Source organism: Micromonospora sp. Mcm103 (assembly GCF_024519755.1).
Classification (GTDB): Bacteria; Actinomycetota; Actinomycetes; order Mycobacteriales; family Micromonosporaceae; genus Micromonospora; species Micromonospora aurantiaca.
Window position 1 is genome coordinate 1 of sequence record NZ_JALJRJ010000007.1, and the last position, 15,542, is coordinate 15,542.

Below are 15,542 nucleotides of genomic sequence, written 5' to 3' on the forward strand. Positions count from 1 at the left end.
CGATCTGCCCGCCGGACCGGCCGGACCGGCCACCGGCGGTCCACTGATCGGCGTCCCGGCGGATCCGTCGAGCGTCCGGGCCCTGGTCGAGGCGTTCCAGGACGGGGTACGGCGGGCCGAGGGCGCGGTCGATCCCACGCCCCCGGCGACGGAACGGCCCCGGCTCAGCCGCCGGGTGCCCGGCGCGAACCTGTCCGTCTCCCCGGCACAGTCCGCGCCCCCCACCAGTTCCGACCCCGGCGATCCCGTCGAGGTCCGCAACCGGATCAGCGAATTCGAGGCGGGCGTCGCCCGTGCTCTGCGCGAAGTCAGTACCGACCGCCGCTACGAAGAGGACCCATCACGGTGACCAGCCCCTTCCTCCACGAGAACGTCGAACAGAGCACCACCGGCGACCTCAGTCCCGAGGCACGCACCTTCAACTGGCTGCTCGACTCGTTCACCTCCAGCACCGCCGGGGTGATGGAGGCGATCGCGGTCTCCTCGGACGGGCTGCTGATGGCCATGTCCGCGATCAAGGACAGGTCCAACGCGGAACGGCTCGCCGCCGTGGTCTCCGGCATGACCAGCCTCGCCGGGGGCGCCGCGAGCTGGTACGCGCTCGGCGCGCTCAACCGGGTGATCGTCGACATGGCCGAGGGATACCTGCTGATCAGCGCGATCAGCAGCGGCTCGGTCCTCGGCGTCGTCGCCGACCGCACCGCGAACCTGGGCACCGTGGCGTACGAGATGACGCTGTTCGCCGGACGCGCCGGCGGCGCTCTGAGTCCGCGTCTGATCGCCGAGCTGAAGAACGCCGTACAGCAATGATCCCAGGGGCCGCCGGCGCGGACCCGGAGCCGGAGCCCGGCGTCCGGATCCGCCCCTTCCTGAACGCGTCCGCTCCGGTGCCGGAGCCGGACGCGGGCGACGGGGAGCCGACCGGCCCACGCCCCTTCGTGCTGACCTCCGGACGGGTGGACGGTGACCCGGCGATCGGCCTGGAGACCCAGGTCACCGCTCGTCCGGGCAGCACCTCGTGGGCGGTGACCGCCCGGTTGGCCCCGGAGCTGGCGGCGATCGTCGCGATCTGCGCCGAGCCCGTCTCGGTGGCCGAGATCTCCGCCCGGACCCGGATGCACTTCGGGGTGACCCGGGTGCTGGTCGGCGACCTCCGGGCCGCCGGCCATCTCGACGTGCACGTCGCGGACGTCGACGACGCCCTCGATCCCGACATCATCCTGCGAGTGATTGATGGACTTCGTGCGATCTCCTGAATGGCCGGTGGCCGCCACGGGCGGGCCGGCCGCGAACAGCGCCCCGAGCCGCTACGGCGGCCCGGCGCCGCTGATCGGCCGGGCCACGCCGCCCCCGCCCACGCCGCCGCTGCCGTACCTGCCGCCGGGTGTGCCGCCGGCCGAACCGGCCCCGATCGTCAGCCGGGTGCCGGCGCCCCGGCCGCCGATCCCGGTCAAGATCCTCATCGCCGGCGGGTTCGGGGTCGGCAAGACCACCACCGTCGGTGCGATCTCCGAGATCGCTCCGCTGACCACCGAGGCGGAGATGACCACCGCCGGCATCGGCATCGACGACCCGGGCGGGGTCGCCGGCAAGACCACCACCACCGTGGCCATGGACTTCGGCTGCGTGACCATCGACCGCAGCCTGAAGCTCTACCTCTTCGGTACGCCCGGACAGGCGCGCTTCGGGTTCATGTGGGACGACCTGGCCCGGGGCGCGCTCGGCGCGCTCGTGGTGGTGGACAGCGCCCGGCTCGACGACTGCTACCCGGCGATCGACTTCTTCGAGCGGTCCGGGCTGCCGTTCGCGGTGGGCGTCAACGCCTTCGACGGCCGGCTGGCCCTGGACCTGCCGTCGATCCGCTGGGCGCTGGCGATCGGTGAGCACGTGCCGCTGGTGCAGTTCGACGCGCGGGACCGCCTCTCGGTGCGGGACGCCCTGCTCGTCGTCCTGGACCGCGCGCTGGACCGGGCCACCCGATCCCGGGCAGGCTGAACCGGCAGTCGTTTCGATCCGTTGTCTGGCGAAGGGGTGGACGCCATGAGAGGTGATCTGGACGAGACACTGGCCCGGATGGCACGGCGCGAGGAGGCGCTGCGCCGCCGGGCACCGATGCCCGGCGAACCGGCCGGGACGCCCGAGCGGGACGTACCCGCGGAGGCGGCGGACGAGCCGGGCGACGGGCGGGCGGGGCACGGCGCGTACCGGCTGCGCGGTGGCGAGGCCCCGGTGCGGCGTGACCCGGTCGAGGAGGTCGCCGAGGCGGTCCGCCGGGTGGTGGCCGAGCACCCGGGGCTGGCCGTGACGCTGCGGGTGGAACTGGGCGAGCAGGCGTACCCGCTGCGGGTCTCCTGGTCCGGGACGGCGGTGACGGTGGGGCCGGCGGCGCCGCCCGCGCCGCCGCCGGCGTGGCCCATGTCGGTGAAGACGGTGCCGGCGCCCGGCCACGACCCGCTGGAGTCCGACCCGGCGGCCCGGCTGGCCGAGATGATCCGGCGCGACCCCTCGCTGCTGGACGATCCGGGACCGCGCTGACCGGCAACCGATGATCGGGGCGGCTACTGTCGGCGGGTGGCCGAACCCGACCTGACCCTGACCGCGACGCTGCGGCCGGCCGCGCTCGACGCCCGCCGCGGCGTGGTGCGCCTGCATCCCGAGGTGCTCACCGCGCTGGCGCTGCGCCCCGGCGACCCGGTCCGCCTGACCGGCCGCCGGGTCACCGCCGGCATCGCTGCCGCCGCCGAGCCGAGCACCAGCGGCGCCCTCCTGCACGCCGACGACCTGCTGCTGGGCAACCTCGGCCTGCGGGCCGGCGGCCAGGTCACGGTGAGCCCGCTGCCGGCGGCCCCGGCACGCCGGCTCACAGTGTCCGGCCCGGCCGCTGTGGTCGCCGCTGTCCCGCCGGAGATGCTGCGGCTCGCGCTGCTCGGCAAGGTGGTCACCGCCGGGGACGACGTCTCGCTGCTGCCGCAGGACGTGCTGCCGGACGCCGCCGTGCGCGGCCTGATCGAGGCCGCGCGGCGCAGTCTCGCCAGTTCCGTCGGGTACGCCTGGACGAGCACGCTGCTCACCGTCGTGTCGGCCGAACCGGCGGTCGGCGCGCTCGTCACCATGGACACGGTGGTGGGCTGGGAACACGGTCCCGCCACCCGCGGCTCCGGCCCGGCGTCCTCCGCCTCCACCGCGCGCGTCTCCGCCCCCGCCACGCCGCCCGGGACGGAACCCGACGGGGACCTGCTCGGCCCGGAGGACGCGCCCGACGTGGACGAACTGCCCGGCCTGCGCGCCCAGGCCGAGGAGCTGACCGAACTGCTGGACCTGGGCTTCCACCACCGTGAGGTGCTGGGCCGGCTCGGCACCACCGTCTCGCTCGGCGTGCTGGTGGAGGGCCCGGCCGGTTCGGGCAAGTCCGCGCTGGTGCGTGCCGTCGCCGCCAAGGTCGGCGCGGGCGTACGGCCGCTCTGGGCGCCGGAACTGGCAGCGCTCAGCAACGACGCGGCGGCCCGCCGGCTGCGCGAGGCGGCCTCGGCGGTACGCGCCGGTGGCCCCGCCGTGCTGCTGGTCACCGACGTGGAGTCGATCGCCCCGGCCGACGAGCCGGGCCCGCTGGCCACCGTGTTCCGCCAGGTGGTGGCCGAGACGCTGCGGGCCGGTACCGCAGTGGTGTGCACCAGCGGACGCCCCGAGGCGGTCGATCCGGCACTGCGCGGCCCGGACCTGCTCGCGCTGCGGATCACCGTGCCGCTGCCCGACGCGGCGCTGCGCCGGGAACAGTTGACGGTGCTGACCCGTGAGGTGCCGCTCGCCGGTGACGTCCGGCTGGACGAGGTGGCCGCCCGTACCCCCGGTTTCGTCGCGGCGGACCTGGCGGCGCTGGTCCGCGAAGCAGGGGTACGCGCGGCGCGGCGCCAGAAGGCGGCGGAGACGCCGACGGTGGCGATGGCCGACTTCACCGCAGCGCTGGAGGTGGTCCGGCCGACCACGATGTCCGCGTCCACGCTGGAGCTGGCGTCGGTGACGCTGGACGACGTGGGCGGGCTGCACGAGGTCAAGCAGACGCTCACCGAGTCGGTGCTGTGGCCGCTCACCTACCCGGACACGTTCGCCCGGCTGGGCGTGACGCCGCCCCGCGGGGTGCTGCTCTACGGTCCACCCGGCTGCGGCAAGACCTACCTGGTGACCGCGCTGGCCGGGTCCGGGCGGGCGAACGTGCTGTCGGTGAAGGGCGCGGAGCTGCTGTCGAAGTGGGTGGGTGAGAGCGAGCGGGCGGTCCGGGAGCTGTTCCGCCGCGCCCGCCAGGCCGCGCCCACGCTGGTGTTCCTGGACGAGGTGGACGCGCTGGCCCCGGTACGCGGGCAGGCCACCGACGGCGGTACGACCGACCGGGTGGTGGCGGCGCTGCTGACCGAACTGGACGGGGTGGAGGCGCTGCGCAACGTGGTGGTGGTCGGCGCGACGAACCGCCCCGAGCTGGTCGACCCGGCGCTGCTGCGTCCCGGCCGGCTGGAACGGCTGGTCTACGTGCCGCCGCCGGACGGTCCGGCCCGCACGGAGATCCTCCGCGCCTCGGCCCGGGACGTCCCGCTCGCGCCGGACGTGGACCTCGACGCGCTCGGCGCCGAGCTGGACGGCTTCTCCGCCGCCGACTGCACCGCGCTGGTCCGGGAGGCGGCGCTGGCAGCCATGCGGGAGTCGCTGGAGGCGAGCACGGTGACCGCCGCGCACGTCGAGGCGGCCCGGAACCGGGTCCGCCCGTCCCTGGACCCGGTGCAGCTCGCGCAGCTGGAGTCGTACGCCGCCGGCCGGTCCTGACCGGTCAGCGCTCGTCGCGGCGGCGGGCGGCGGGGCGGCGGGGGCGCTCCGTTACACGGCGGCGGCGCTCGGGTTCGCGCTGCCCGCGAGCCGTCCGGCTGCGGGCACGCTCCGGCTCGGTCAGGACCGGCTCGCCGGCGTACTCGTCGTCGTCGAAGTCGTTGCCCTCGTCGTAGGCGGCGTACTCGTCGTCCGCCGGCCCGGCGTCTCCCCGCTCCTCCCGCAGCGCGGTCTCGTGGTCCTTGACCACCTGGGAGTCCTCGATCTCGCCGCGCCAGCCCTCGACCGCGTCCGGGTCGAGCACGGTCCGGGTCATCACGTGCCGGACGAAGTGCTTCAGCTCCAGCCGGACCCGTCGGCCCTGGGCCCGCCACAGGTTGCCGGTGTGCTCGAAGAAGCCCTGCGGGTGGTACTCCAGCACGACCAGGATCCGGGTCAGCTCCGGGCCGACCTCGTGGAAGCTGACGGTGCCGTCGACCGAGCCCTTCTCGCCCGTCGACCGCCAGTGGACGAGCCGGTCCGGGATCTGCCGGACGATCGTCGACTCCCAGCTCCGGTGCGACCAGAGCACCTGCGCCTTCCAGGTCATCTTCTCGTCGGCGTCGCAGTCGGCCTGCTCGACCTTCTTCATGAAGCTCGGGAAGTCGCCGAACGTCGTCCACCGGTTGTAGGCGACCCGGACCGGCACGCCGACCTCGACGGTCTCGACGATGTTCGTGACCTTGAGCTTCTGGCCGCCGTCCCGGCCGCGCCTGCGACCGAACGCCGCCATCAGCTTCTCCTTACCGCCGGCCAGGCCGGCCCGGAACATGGCAGTCACCGGCGAGGCGCCCTCGGCGAGCCGTTGCGCGCCGGTGGCGGCGGCGACCAGGCCCGGGTCGCCGCCCCGCTTCGCGTACTCGCTCAGGCGTCCGGTGGCGTCGGTGATCCGGTCGGTGACCACCTGCACGGCCCGCTCGCCGAGGGCGGTGGCGAGATTGTGCAGCTCGCCGCCGATCTGGTCGCGGGCCCGGTCGGCCAGGCTGCCCGTCGCCACGGCTCACCGCCCCCGATCGGCTCGGGCCGGCACCGGCGCGGCGGGCTGGTCGTCCAGCTCCTGCTCCTCGTCCGGCGCGGAACGTTCGGCGCCCGGCCCGGAACGGTCCTTGTTCGGCCCGGACTGCTCGCCGTCCGGCCGGCCCGCGCCGGTCCTGCGGCGCAACGCGCCGGCGCCCTCCCGCAGTCGCCCGCCGATCGCGTCGATGCCGTTGCCGGCGGCGGCGGTCGCGGCCGCCCGGCCCGCAGCCACCAGCGGCGGCGCCAGCCCGCCGAGGTTGCGCAGCTGCGGGTTCGCGGCCATCAGGTCCGCGCCGAGCTGCTTCAGGCCACCCGGGCGTCGGCTGGCCCGCCCGGCGGCGACCGCCGCCGCGAGCGTCAACGCGGTACGCATCTTCTTCCGGCGACCCAGCAGGTAGCCGAACCCGACGGCGAACGCCACCCGTGATCCGCTCTTCATCCGCTCTCCTCCGCGCTCCCCGGGGAGGTCGGGTCCCGGAGACGCGGGCAGTACCCGTCACCCCCTCGGCAAAACACTTCCGTGCGAGCACGAAACCGCCCGGCGAGGCAGCTCTGAGCAGGAGAAACGTGATCGGGGAACGAAACGGGTCAGCGGATCGGCAGGGCCGAGTCCAGGGACATCCGGGCGTGCAGTCTGCCGTCCTCCGTACGCAGTTCCGCGCCGCATCTGCGCAACACCGAGATCGCGCCCGCGTTGTCCGGCGTGGTGTCCGCGACCACCGTGTGCATCCCGGCCGCTGCGGCGGCGTGCAGCAACTGCCGCAGCGCGGCGGCACCGAGGCCCCGGCCCCGCGCCGACCGGCCGAGCCACATGCCGGTCTCCACGGTTCCCGGCTCGTCCCGGCGGGTCATCCGCACCATGCCGACGACCTCACCGCCGGAGACGATCGCGTACATGGCGGTGCCGGTCGGGCCGTTCAGCCCGCCGAGGTTGGCGCGGTGGAACTCGCGGAACGCGTCACGGCGGGCCAGCGACCAGCCCGCCGGGGCGTCCACCGGAGGCATGACGTCCTCCGGTTCCGCCTCAGCCGCCGCTACGGAGAGCAACGGTTCCAGGTTCCGTTCGTCCACCGGCTCCAGCCGTACAGCACCCGTCACGTCGCGCAGTCTGCCGCGCGTGGTCCGGGTCGTCCACCCCTTTGGGGAGGGATTGCCGCTATGGCCGACCGCCTCGTCCGGTCGTACCCCCGGGGTGTTCCCGCCTCACGCTGCGTTGTCATCCGACCGGTCGTTCCGACGTGAGCGTGGTCACGGCCGATTGTCGAACTCGCAGAGCACCGCCGACGCGTCATCGGTGCGCTTGCGTCGCCGTAGCCGGTCCGGCTGGTCCCGCTCGGCCACCCGGACCCGGTCGATCAGCCCGTCCGGGCCCTCCACCGTCAGCACCTCCAGCAGCCCGGCCCAGTCGAACAGGCCGAACTGGTCGACAGCGCAGGAGGCGCCGTCGCTGAGCAGCGCGGCCCGCCGCAGCGCACCCGGACCGCGCAGCGGAAGCGTCCCGGTCAGCGAGTGGTACGCCGCGTCCGGGTCACTCGCCGCCGCCCAGTAGCCGTGGGTGCGGTTCATCCGGGTGCGCTGCACGGTCGTCGCGCGCCGGAACCGGGTCGCCGGGTCGGTCTCGCCGTCGGGCAGCGCGGCGGCGCTGCGACGCAGGTCCGCCACCGCGTCCGCGAGCCGGTCGTCGGTGACCACCTCGATCCCGCGGTCGGTGTCGAGCACCAGCGGGCTGTCGCAGAGCACCAGGTAGTCGACTCGGTCGCCGCCGGCCCGGAGCAGGCAGACGGTGGACGACGGGGTGCCGGGATGGTCGAGGTCGCACGTCCCGCCGTGGTCGGCCCGTACCGCGAGGATCGCCGCCGCGAGGCTGCTCATCAGCGTGGCTGCGGGACGGGCCGCGACCGCCAGGCCGATCCGGGCGGCCAGGTGGCGGACGTACCAGGCGGGGCCGTGCGCGCAGCCGGTGTCGAAGCCCTCGGGCACCGTGGCCCCGTCGAGGACGCCGACGAGCGGGCCGAAGCGGAAGGCCACGTCCTCGTTCTCCGGCCGGCCGGGGGCCGGGTCGGAGGCGGAACGCACCCGCATCACCGGCGCCTGCGCGGCCGGGCGGGCCGGACTGCTGCCGATCGCGTACCTGCGGTCTGGTGCCCCCATCGTCGGCCTCCGTTCGTCGTCGCCGGCCGCCTACCCGGACCGCGCCGGGTCATCCGCCGCCGACCCCGATCGCGGTAACCGTGCGTCATCTTCCCCCAACCTTCGGTAGCGTCGGATGCGACCGGGTCGGTCCCGGTGACAGGGGGTACGAGATGTTGGAGCGGTTGCACGAGGGCGGCATCCGGGCGGAGCACGCCTACCTCGCCGGATTCGTCAGCATCGGCCTCTCGGTCACCAGCTGGTTCCTCTCCAAGCACATGGAGCGCGCCGGGGTGGCGCGGGCGGACCGCTGGGGCATCTTCATCGGCGAATGGGCGCCGACGTTCTTCGCCATCGGCAACGGGCTGCGCACGTACGAGAAGTGACGCCGGTCAGCGACGCCGGTTGCGGGCGCGCGACGACCGCAGCCGGCGTAGCCGGCCGATCAGCATCGGCTCGGCGGCGAGCGCGGCCGGGTGGTCGAGCAGCACGTTGAGGAGCTGGTAGTAGCGGGTCGCGGAGAGCCCGAAGGTGTCCCGGATGGCCTGCTCCTTGGCGCCGGCGTGCTTCCACCACTGCGCCTCGAAGGCGAGGATCCGCTGCTCCCGCTCGGTGAGGCCGACGGGCGTCGTGCCCGCACCGGCCGCATCTGCGGCATCCGGACCGGCCTGCTCGACCGGCGCGGCGGACTCGACGGGCGGCGAGGCGGGCCCGGCGGCGGGCTCGGCGGGCCGAGCGGACTCCGACGGCTCCGAGGGCGCGGTGGACTCGACGGGCGGAGCGGTGCGCGGCGGCGGAACGGTCCCGCCCGCGTGGCGCGTACCCGCTGCCGGGCCGGACCGGTCGACGGCGGCCCGCTGCGAGGCGTCGGCGGACATGGCGCTCCTCTCCGACGGCGGGTGACCGGCACGCGGAGCGCGCCGGCCGGGGGAGCCCCAGCGTAACCAGGGCCGCCCCCGGCCGCATCGGACGCGGGGTCCGCACCGCCGGGGGGAGCCGGCGGCGCGGACCAGGTCAGGCGATGTCCCGCCGCCGCATCGTCCAGAACGCGGCCACGACCGCGCCCACCAGCGCCACGCCGAACACCACCGCCGACTGCTGCCAGGTGACCACGTACGTCGCCGGCTCGCAGGCGCCCTGGGAGAACTGGCAGGTGTCGTAGTCGAACAGCTCCGCCTGCTTCAGGAACCACGACTGGGCGTACGTGGACAGCACGTACCGGTCACCGAACTGGGCGCCGAGCACCGCCACCGCGATCCGGATGCCGATCTCGCTCACCGCGAAGATGCCCACCGCCGCGCCGAGCGCCATCGCCGTGTGCCGGCCGAGCGAGGCCAGCGCGAACCCGACCGCCGCCACGAGCAGCGTCATCCCCAGCGCCCGCAACCCGTCCAGCCCGATCGACTGCCACACTCCGGCGGTCATCTTCGCGGTGCTGCCGCGCTGGCTGGCGATCAGCCAGAACGCCGCCGTCCAGAGCGCGCCGAGCACCACGGTCAGGCCGAAGACGGTGGCGAGCAGGGCGGCCAGCTTCGTGCCCAGCACGGTCAGCCGTTTCGGCCGCCAGAGCAACAGGTTCATCATTCCGCCGGTGTTCCACTCGGCGCCCACGAAGGAGGCGCCGACGATGAAGCCGAACAGTGCCACGGAGGCGGCGAACACGGCGATGAACAGGGGGAACTCGGCCCGGAAGTCGAACTGGTACGGCAGGTACCACTTCGCCTCGAACATGTCGGGCTGCGGCTGGTAGTCCTTGCCGCAGTTCGGGCCGTACCGTTCCTCGGTCTTCTCGCCGCGCGCCTGGGCCGCCTCGCACTCCGCGACGGTGCGCTTCCAGTCCGTCATCGCGGACTGGTAGTCGTTGTTCGCCTTGGCCTCGGCCTCGGCCACGGCGGCGGGCGAGAGCTTCTCGCTGGAGAAGCTGAACGCGGTCGCGACGGTGGCCAGGCCGAGCACCAGCAGCACGAGCATCAGCCGGGTCACCCGGCGCTTGCCGAGCCGGCGCAGCTCGGTGACGAACAGGCTCATGCGCCCCAACCTCCTGCGGTGCCGGTCTGGTCGACCTTGGCGGACTGATCGACCTGACGGTGCTGGCCGGGGACCGGCGCGGTGGCGGTCAGTTCGAGGAAGACGCTCTCCAGGTCGACAGCGACCGGGGTGAGCTCGCTGACGTACAGGCCCTGCTCGGCGAGCAGACGGCTGACCGTGGCCGGCTTGTCCACGCCGGACAGCATCAGGTGGTCCGGCTCGGCGGCCACCTGGACCCCGGCCCGGGTGAGCGCGTCGGCGGCCTGGGGCAGGTCGTCGACCGCCTCCAGGCGTACCCGCACGGCGCCCTGGGAGTGGGCCGCGAGCACCTGGTCGACCGGCCCGAACGCGACCCGGCGGCCGAGCGAGATGATGGTGACCGAGTCGCAGATGAGCTGGATCTCGCCCAGGATGTGGCTGGAGAGCACCACTGTCATCCCGGCCTCGGACAGCTCCCGCATCAGCCCGCGCATCTCCCGGATGCCGCCCGGGTCGAGGCCGTTCGCCGGCTCGTCGAGGATCAGCAGCTTGGGGTTCTTGAGCAGCGCGGAGGCGACCGCGAGGCGCTGCTTCATGCCGAGCGAGTAGGTCTTGACCCGCTCGCCGGCCCGGTCGCGCAGCCCGACCAGCTCCAGCACCTCGTCCACGCGCTGCTTGGGCAGCTCACCGGCCTGGGCGAGCAGGCCGAGCGTGTCCCGCGCGGTGAAGTGCGGGAAGAACTGCGGACTCTCCACGATGGCGCCGACCTGCCCGGCGACCGCCGGCAGCGCGTGCGGCAACTCCTGGCCGAGGATGGCCATCCGGCCGCCGTTCGGCTTGATCAGGCCGAGCAGCGTCCGCAGCGTGGTGGTCTTGCCCGAGCCGTTCGGGCCGAGGAAGCCGTGCACCTGGCCGGCCTCGACTCGCATGTCGAAGCCGTCGAGCGCGTGGCGGACCCCGCGTTTCCGGCTCCGGTACGTCTTGCGGAGACCTTCGATCTCCAGGACAGCCGACACAGCTGACCTCCCCCGATAAGTAGGCGTCAGCGACACCATACGCGGTATGCACCGGAAGGCAATACCCGGTATGCAGTGTCGGTGTGTCGGGAGAGGTCAGGCGCAGACGACGTGGACGCCCGCCTCGCGGAACGCCGCCACGACGTCCGGCGACGCGCCGGAGTCGGTCACCAGCGTCTCGACCCGGTCCACCGGGCAGATCCGGGCGAACGCGTGCCCACCGAGCTTCGACGAGTCGGCTATCACGACGACCCGCTTGGCCCGGGCCACCATGAGGCTGTTCATGGCCGCCTCGCCCTCGTGGTGCGCGGCGGCGCCGAGCTGCGGGTCGATCGCGTCCACGCCGAGCAGCGCCACGTCCAGCGTGACCTCGCGCAGCAGCGCCCCGCCCAGCGGGCCGACCAGCTCGAACGACTTCGGCCGGACCACGCCGCCGGCCACCACCACCTTCATCCGCGAGCGCACCAGCAGCTCGTTGGCGATGTTCAGGGCGTTCGTGACCACTGTGAGCTGGGCACCCTCGGCGCTGGTGTTGAGATCAGGGCGGACCGCCAGCGCCCGCGCCACCTCGGTGCTCGTGGTGCCGCCGTTGAGACCGACCACGGTGCCCGGCGACACGAGCGCCGCAGCGGCGGTGCCGATCCGCTGCTTCTCGGCCGAGTGCTTCGCGGTCTTGTAGCGCAGCGGCAGGTCGTAGGAGACACCGTTGGCGACCGCGCCACCCCGGGTACGGGTGATCATCTGCTGCTGGGCGAGCTGGTCGAAGTCGCGCCGGATGGTGGCCTGGGAGACGTCGAGCCGCCCGGCCGCCTCCTCGACGCTGACCCGGCCGCTGTCGGTCAGCATCTCCAGCAGCGCGTTCCAGCGCGCGTAGCGGTCCACCGCGGGGCCCTCCCCAGACTGTGCGTGAACGGTGATCGGTTGCGTGCACACTAGTGCGCGAAACTGGGTCCGCGCAAAACCCTGCGCTGCGCGAACGGGGAGACGGTTGCCACGACCACCAGCTTTCGCGCAGAATGACGCGCGAAAGGCGACCGTATCGCGCCGTATTGCGCAAGGTCTCCCCTGGGGAGGAGTTGTCATGGCGTACGTGCACGCGGAGATCGCGAGCCAGCCCGACTGCTGGCGGGAGGCGGCGCGACTCGCCCCGACCGTCGCCGAGCACCTGCCGCGTCCCGGCGAGCGGGTCGCCGTGGTCGGTTGCGGCACGTCGTGGTTCATGGCGATGGCGTACGCCGGGCTGCGCGAGGCCGCCGGCCAGGGCGAGACCGACGCCTTCCAGGCCAGCGAGTTCCCGGCCGGCCGCCACTACGACCGGCTCATCGCGATCACCCGCTCCGGCACCACCACCGAGGTGCTCGACCTGCTCACCGCGCTGCGCGGGCGGATCCCCACCACGGTCCTGGTCGGCGACCCGGACTCGGCCGCCGTCACGCTCGCCGACGCCACAGTCGCGCTGCCCTTCGCCGACGAGCGGTCGGTGGTGCAGACCCGCTTCGCCACCACCGCGCTCGCGCTGCTGCGCGCCCACCTCGGCGAGGACCTCGGGCGGCTGGCCGCCGACGCCGAGGTCGCCGTACGCGCCCCGCTGCCGATCGACCCGGCCGGCATCGAGCAGGTCACCTTCCTCGGCCGCGGCTGGACCGTCGGGCTGGCCCAGGAGGCCGCGCTGAAGTGCCGCGAGGCGGCCACGTTCTGGGCCGAGGCGTACCCGGCGATGGACTACCGGCACGGCCCGATCTCGGTCGCCGCGCCCGGCCGGCTGGTCTGGGCGCTCGGCGAGATCCCGGACGGCCTGTCCGAGGACGTGGCCGCGACCGGCGCCGCGTTCGTGCACAGCCGCACCCACGGCTGGCGCACGGTGCTGACGAGCTGGTCGGCCGGCCGCAACCCGGTAGACCCGATGGCCGACCTGATCCTGGCCCAGCGCTTCGCGGTCGCGCTCGCCACCAGCCGCGGTCTCGACCCGGACGCGCCGCGTCACCTGACTCGGTCCGTGGTCCTGGCATGAGCGAACGCACCGAGCGAAGCGAGGGCCGTGAGCGCATGCCCAACCGGCACAGCATGACCGAACGCACCGAGCGCAGCGAGGGCCGTGAGCGCATGCCCAACCGGCACAGCATGACCGAACGCACCGAGCGCAGCGAGGGCCGTGAGCGCATGCCCAGCCGGCACAGCATGAGCGAACGCACCGAGCGCAGCGAGGGCCGTGAGCGCATGCCCAGCCGGCACAGCATGAGCGAACGCACCGAGCGCAGCGAGGGCCGTGAGCGCATGCCCAGCCGGCACAGCATGAGCGAGCGAAGCGAGCCCATGGCATGAGCGAGCGAAGCGAGCCCATGGCATGAGCGAGCGAAGCGAGCCCATGGCATGAGCGAGCGAAGCGAGCCCATGGCATGAGCGAGCGAAGCGAGCCCATGGCATGAGCGAGCGAAGCGAGCCCATGGCATGAGCGAGCGAAGCGAGCCCATGGCATGAGCGCAGGCGACGAGGTCGTCGTCGCGCTGGACGTGGGAGGCACCGGGATGAAGTGCGCCCTGGTCCGGCCGGACGGCACGACTGTGCACACCGAACGGCACGCCACCGGCGCGCAGCGCGGCCCGGAGGCGGTGGTCGGCACGATCCTCGACGTGGCCGAAGGACTCGCCGGCAAGGCCCGCGCCGACGGCCGTACGCCGGTGGCCTGCGGCATCGCCGTACCCGGAGTGGTCGACGAGGCGCGCGGAGTCGCGGTCTGGTCGGCGAACGTGGGCTTCCGGGACGTACCCCTGCGGGAGCTGGCGGGCACGCGGCTGGCACTGCCGGCGGCGCTCGGCCACGACGTGCGGGCGGGCGGCCTGGCCGAGGCCCGGCTCGGCGCCGGGCGGGACGCCGGCCACGTGCTGTTCGTCGCGATCGGCACCGGCATCGCCGCCGCCCACGTGGTCGACGGGTCGGCCGCCACCGGCGCGCACGGCGCCGCCGGGGAGATCGGCCACATCCTGGTACGCCCCGGCGGCCCGCGCTGCGGATGCGGACGGACCGGCTGCCTGGAGGCGGTGTCGTCGGCCTCGGCGATCGGGCGCCGGTACGCCGAGCTGTCCGGCGCGCCCACCACCGCCGCTCAGGTGGCCGACCGCGCGGCGGCCGGTGAGCCGCTCGCCGTGGAGGTGTGGCAGGAGGCGGTCGAGGCGCTCGCCGACGGACTCGCCACCGGGCAGGCGCTCTACGATGTCTCGACAGTGGTGCTCGGCGGCGGGCTGGCCCAGGCCGGTCCCCGGCTGTTCGACCCGCTGCGGGCGGCGTTGCGTGAGCGGCTGACGTTCCACCGCGAGCCGCGCCTGGTCGCGGCCGACCTCGGTGACGAGGCCGGCTGCCTGGGCGCCGCCCTGCTGGCCCTGGACACCCTGGCGAAGGAGAGTCGATGACCCGGCGCGTGACCGGCAAGGTGGTGACCCCGACCGGCGTCATCCGGCAGGGTTGCGTGGAGATCGCGGACGGGCGGATCACCGCCGTGGCCGAGTATCCGTCGGTGCGCGACGGCCACTGGATCGTGCCGGGCTTCGTGGACATGCACACCCACGGCGGCGGCGGGCACACGTTCACCACCGGCGACGCGGAGTCGGCCCGGCAGGCCGCCGCGTTCCACCTCGGGCACGGCACCACCACGCTGCTGGCGAGCCTGGTCAGTTCCCCGTTCGAGCTGATGCGCGACGCCACCGCCGCCTACCGCCCGCTGGTGGAGTCCGGCGTGCTCGCGGGCGTCCACTTCGAGGGCCCGTACCTGTCCGCGGACCGCTGCGGCGCGCAGAACCCGGAGTTCCTGCGCGACCCGTCCACCGCCGAGCTGAGCGAGCTGATCGAGCTGGGCGGCGGTGCCGTGCGCATGGTCACCATCGCTCCCGAGCGGGACGGCGCCACCAAGGCGATCGAGCTGCTGGTGTCGCACGGCGTGGTCGCGGCGGTCGGGCACACCGACGCCACCTGGGAGCAGACCCGGGCGGCGGTGGCGGCGGGCGCGACGGTCGGTACCCACCTGTTCAACGGGATGCGCCCGGTGCACCACCGTGAGCCCGGCCCGGTGGTGGCGCTGCTGGAGGCCCCGAACGTGGTGTGCGAGCTGGTGGCCGACGGGGTGCACCTGCACGACGGCATGCTCGGCTTCGCCACCTCGGTGGCCGGCCCGGAGCGGGCCGCGCTGATCACCGACGCGATGGCCGCCGCCGGCATGCCCGACGGCGAGTACGAGCTCGGCGGCCAGGCGGTCACCGTGGCCGGCGGGGTGGCCCGGCTCAGCCGCGACGGCGCGATCGCCGGCAGCACGCTCACCATGGACGCGGCGCTGCGGCACGCGGTCGGCGCGGGTGTGGCCCTGCCGGACGCCTGCCGGATGGTCGCCACCACCCCGGCCCGCGCGATCGGCCTGGGCGACCGGGTGGGCGCGCTGCGCACCGGGCTGCGCGCCGACCTGGTGGTGCTGGACGACGACCTGAACGTGGTACGGGTGATGCGCGGCGGCGACTGGGTGGAGTGATCCGCCCG

Annotated in this window: 18 protein-coding genes and 1 pseudogene; 11 read left to right on the plus strand and 8 right to left on the minus strand. The window is 74.2% G+C overall.

Annotation, left to right across the window (positions count from 1 at the left end; translation table 11 throughout):
* The 6 genes and pseudogenes from OC439_RS10885 to OC439_RS10910 all read left to right on the plus strand — a co-directional run.
* Positions 1 to 349 (plus strand): annotated as a pseudogene (locus OC439_RS10885) (histidine kinase); the annotation flags it as partial.
* Positions 346 to 810, plus strand: coding sequence for a roadblock/LC7 domain-containing protein (locus tag OC439_RS10890; RefSeq protein WP_013288866.1), 465 nt, complete (start codon positions 346 to 348; stop codon positions 808 to 810). The pseudogene OC439_RS10885 and the gene OC439_RS10890, both read left to right, overlap by 4 nt.
* The gene (locus OC439_RS10895) at positions 807 to 1,256 is read left to right on the plus strand and encodes a DUF742 domain-containing protein (protein WP_018787957.1); all 450 of its coding nucleotides are present in this window, start codon (positions 807 to 809) and stop codon (positions 1,254 to 1,256) included. The genes OC439_RS10890 and OC439_RS10895 overlap by 4 nt, the downstream gene beginning before the upstream one ends.
* Positions 1,234 to 1,995: a GTP-binding protein gene (locus tag OC439_RS10900; RefSeq protein ID WP_262013294.1), complete on the plus strand. Its 762-nt coding sequence runs from the start codon at positions 1,234 to 1,236 to the stop codon at positions 1,993 to 1,995. Before OC439_RS10895 ends, OC439_RS10900 begins: the two co-directional genes overlap by 23 nt.
* Positions 1,996 to 2,040: 45 nt before the next feature.
* Positions 2,041 to 2,535, plus strand: coding sequence for a hypothetical protein (locus tag OC439_RS10905; protein WP_262013295.1), 495 nt, complete (start codon positions 2,041 to 2,043; stop codon positions 2,533 to 2,535).
* Positions 2,536 to 2,571: 36 nt separating this feature from the next.
* Positions 2,572 to 4,812, plus strand: coding sequence for an AAA family ATPase (locus tag OC439_RS10910; protein WP_262013296.1), 2,241 nt, complete (start codon positions 2,572 to 2,574; stop codon positions 4,810 to 4,812).
* A gap of 4 nt (positions 4,813 to 4,816) precedes the next feature.
* Here OC439_RS10910 and OC439_RS10915 read toward each other — a convergent pair whose 3' ends face one another.
* The 4 genes from OC439_RS10915 to OC439_RS10930 form a co-directional block, all read right to left on the minus strand.
* Entirely contained in the window at positions 4,817 to 5,848 is a 1,032-nt protein-coding gene (locus OC439_RS10915; protein ID WP_262013297.1) for an SRPBCC family protein, read from the minus strand.
* A 3-nt stretch (positions 5,849 to 5,851) separates the two neighbouring features.
* Complete coding sequence (locus OC439_RS10920) at positions 5,852 to 6,307, minus strand: hypothetical protein (protein WP_262013298.1); 456 nt, start codon at positions 6,305 to 6,307, stop codon at positions 5,852 to 5,854.
* A gap of 149 nt (positions 6,308 to 6,456) precedes the next feature.
* Positions 6,457 to 6,966 (minus strand): GNAT family N-acetyltransferase, encoded by a 510-nt coding sequence (locus OC439_RS10925; protein WP_262013299.1) that lies wholly within the window; start codon positions 6,964 to 6,966, stop codon positions 6,457 to 6,459.
* A 150-nt stretch (positions 6,967 to 7,116) separates the two neighbouring features.
* On the minus strand, positions 7,117 to 8,019 hold the full coding sequence (locus tag OC439_RS10930; protein ID WP_262013300.1) for a hypothetical protein: 903 nt from the start codon (positions 8,017 to 8,019) through the stop codon (positions 7,117 to 7,119).
* Between the two features lie 152 nt (positions 8,020 to 8,171).
* Here OC439_RS10930 and OC439_RS10935 point away from each other — a divergent pair, with 152 nt between their 5' ends.
* On the plus strand, positions 8,172 to 8,384 hold the full coding sequence (locus tag OC439_RS10935; RefSeq protein WP_013288875.1) for a hypothetical protein: 213 nt from the start codon (positions 8,172 to 8,174) through the stop codon (positions 8,382 to 8,384).
* A 6-nt stretch (positions 8,385 to 8,390) separates the two neighbouring features.
* On the opposite strand, the gene OC439_RS10940 is transcribed toward OC439_RS10935, so the two are convergent.
* From OC439_RS10940 to OC439_RS10955, 4 genes are all read right to left on the minus strand, one after another.
* Positions 8,391 to 8,876 (minus strand): DUF3263 domain-containing protein, encoded by a 486-nt coding sequence (locus OC439_RS10940; RefSeq protein ID WP_262013301.1) that lies wholly within the window; start codon positions 8,874 to 8,876, stop codon positions 8,391 to 8,393.
* Between the two features lie 136 nt (positions 8,877 to 9,012).
* Positions 9,013 to 10,026 carry an ABC transporter permease subunit gene (locus OC439_RS10945; RefSeq protein WP_262013302.1) on the minus strand — a complete coding sequence of 338 codons (1,014 nt, stop codon included), beginning with the start codon at positions 10,024 to 10,026 and terminating at the stop codon, positions 9,013 to 9,015.
* A complete protein-coding gene (locus tag OC439_RS10950) occupies positions 10,023 to 11,021 on the minus strand; it encodes an ATP-binding cassette domain-containing protein (protein WP_262013303.1) in 999 nt (332 codons plus the stop codon). Before OC439_RS10950 ends, OC439_RS10945 begins: the two co-directional genes overlap by 4 nt.
* A 96-nt stretch (positions 11,022 to 11,117) precedes the next feature.
* Positions 11,118 to 11,903 carry a DeoR/GlpR family DNA-binding transcription regulator gene (locus tag OC439_RS10955; RefSeq protein WP_013288879.1) on the minus strand — a complete coding sequence of 262 codons (786 nt, stop codon included), beginning with the start codon at positions 11,901 to 11,903 and terminating at the stop codon, positions 11,118 to 11,120.
* Between the two features lie 199 nt (positions 11,904 to 12,102).
* Here OC439_RS10955 and OC439_RS10960 point away from each other — a divergent pair, with 199 nt between their 5' ends.
* From OC439_RS10960 to nagA, 4 genes are all read left to right on the plus strand, one after another.
* On the plus strand, positions 12,103 to 13,032 hold the full coding sequence (locus tag OC439_RS10960) for an SIS domain-containing protein (protein ID WP_262013304.1): 930 nt from the start codon (positions 12,103 to 12,105) through the stop codon (positions 13,030 to 13,032).
* Entirely contained in the window at positions 13,029 to 13,343 is a 315-nt protein-coding gene (locus OC439_RS10965) for a hypothetical protein (RefSeq protein WP_262013305.1), read from the plus strand. Before OC439_RS10960 ends, OC439_RS10965 begins: the two co-directional genes overlap by 4 nt.
* 152 nt (positions 13,344 to 13,495) lie before the next feature.
* Positions 13,496 to 14,428, plus strand: coding sequence for an ROK family protein (locus OC439_RS10970; RefSeq protein WP_262013306.1), 933 nt, complete (start codon positions 13,496 to 13,498; stop codon positions 14,426 to 14,428).
* A complete protein-coding gene (gene nagA / locus OC439_RS10975) occupies positions 14,425 to 15,534 on the plus strand; it encodes an N-acetylglucosamine-6-phosphate deacetylase (protein ID WP_262013307.1) in 1,110 nt (369 codons plus the stop codon). Before OC439_RS10970 ends, nagA begins: the two co-directional genes overlap by 4 nt.
* Positions 15,535 to 15,542 lie beyond the last annotated feature (8 nt).